Genomic DNA, 1,264 nt, shown 5'->3' with positions numbered 1-1,264 from the left:
AGCAGGCGCTCATGCTGTTCTGCTGCCGCATCAAGATCGATTGGGCTGAGGCTCTCTGCGAGGGGCCTCACGTACTGGCACACCGGGCCGTTCTCGGTATCGTGGATAGACAGCACGAACCAACCGGAGCCTTCGGGCCGCGTTGGGATCCACTCGCTGTATCGTTGGTCCGAACGGGCAGAGTCGTAGAGGCGAGGCGCATCCGACTCCATGAAGACGGTCTGCAACTCAAGGCCAAGCCGGCGCAGCGTTTCCTGCGCTTCGTTGGAAGAGCAGTTGTCGGCCAGGTCCGGATAGTTCGGATGGGTCCAGAAGCCGAACTGATCGCGCTCGACCAGGTGGGCCTGAATCATAGGTTTCATGCCAGGCCTCCCACGCTCATGCCGAGCACCGCACTTGCCTCGGCGGCCAGTTGCTGGCCTTCAGTGCTTGATGAGCTGCCGACGAAGAGCATCAGCCGTTCGATGACCCTCACAGTGTCCTGCGAGGGTTGGGCGAACTCGGCCAGGTGATCGATGGTAGTAGCTATGTTCCAGATCGCCCTGTTCATGTCCCGCTGGATCACTTGGATCGAACTGGCATTGGCCGCGATGGCCAGTTGCGATTTCGTCTGCAACAGTAGGTCGTGGGCGATTTGGAGCAGGGCGTTCTGCAGGGGCTGTCCACAGGCACGCTGCTGAGCGCGAACCGGAGCGACCAGGCCCTGCAACATCGCAGCACCTTCAGCCTCGATTTGCAGATTCTCGGAAGCACCTGCGGCAGCGCCTGCTTTGGCCATGTAGCCTTGCACGTAGGCGTCGAACTGGGTCTCGGCGATCAGGCTCAGGATGAGGTTGTTGCGGTTCTGGAGGTTCATATGAGGCCCTCCGGAGCCGATTGCAGAGCGTCTGTCCAGAGCTGAAGGGTTTCCTGCTCCTCGCTGGTCAGAGCGATCTGTGCGATGCAGTCAGCGACCTTCTGCTTGATGACGCGCAGGCGCTCCTCGACTTCACTGCCATCGTCGTAGGCGATTTCGTCGGTCAGGCTTTGAATGAATTCACTGCGCAGACATCCTACCCAACTGGCGAAATACTCGGCCTCACTGCGCCAACCGATGTCCCTCTTGGGGCGCTCCAGCCAACCTTTCAGTCTTGAGTGGAGTTCTCGGGTGGAGTACAGGGGATCGAACACCTTGGCCCGGTTGTAGATCAGCGCGATCTGCAGTATTTCCAGCCGCTCTTCGAGCGTGTTTGCCGGAAGCGGGTAGTTCGAGGCGACCAGTTGC

The 1,264-nt window shown here is 60.1% G+C and carries 1 protein-coding gene and 2 pseudogenes; all 3 read right to left on the bottom strand.

Features of this window, described 5'->3' with window-relative positions; all coding sequences use genetic code 11:
* Window positions 1–353: pseudogene (locus HMPREF2924_RS00475) on the bottom strand (hypothetical protein); the annotation flags it as partial.
* A 5-nt stretch (window positions 354–358) separates the two neighbouring features.
* Window positions 359–856: a hypothetical protein gene (locus tag HMPREF2924_RS00470; RefSeq protein ID WP_070700295.1), complete on the bottom strand. Its 498-nt coding sequence runs from the start codon at window positions 854–856 to the stop codon at window positions 359–361.
* A pseudogene (locus HMPREF2924_RS00465) lies at window positions 853–1,264 on the bottom strand (hypothetical protein); the annotation flags it as partial. The pseudogene HMPREF2924_RS00465 and the gene HMPREF2924_RS00470, both read right to left, overlap by 4 nt.

The organism is Pseudomonas sp. HMSC063H08 (assembly GCF_001813645.1).
Classification (GTDB): Bacteria; Pseudomonadota; Gammaproteobacteria; order Pseudomonadales; family Pseudomonadaceae; genus Pseudomonas; species Pseudomonas aeruginosa.
This window is presented reverse-complemented; position numbering and strand designations above follow the sequence as displayed.

Bases quoted from the DNA above. Each gene is read 5' to 3' on its own strand.
- HMPREF2924_RS00470 (WP_070700295.1), bottom strand. From the start codon at position 856: ATGAACCTCCAGAACCGCAACAACCTCATCCTGAGCCTGATCGCCGAG.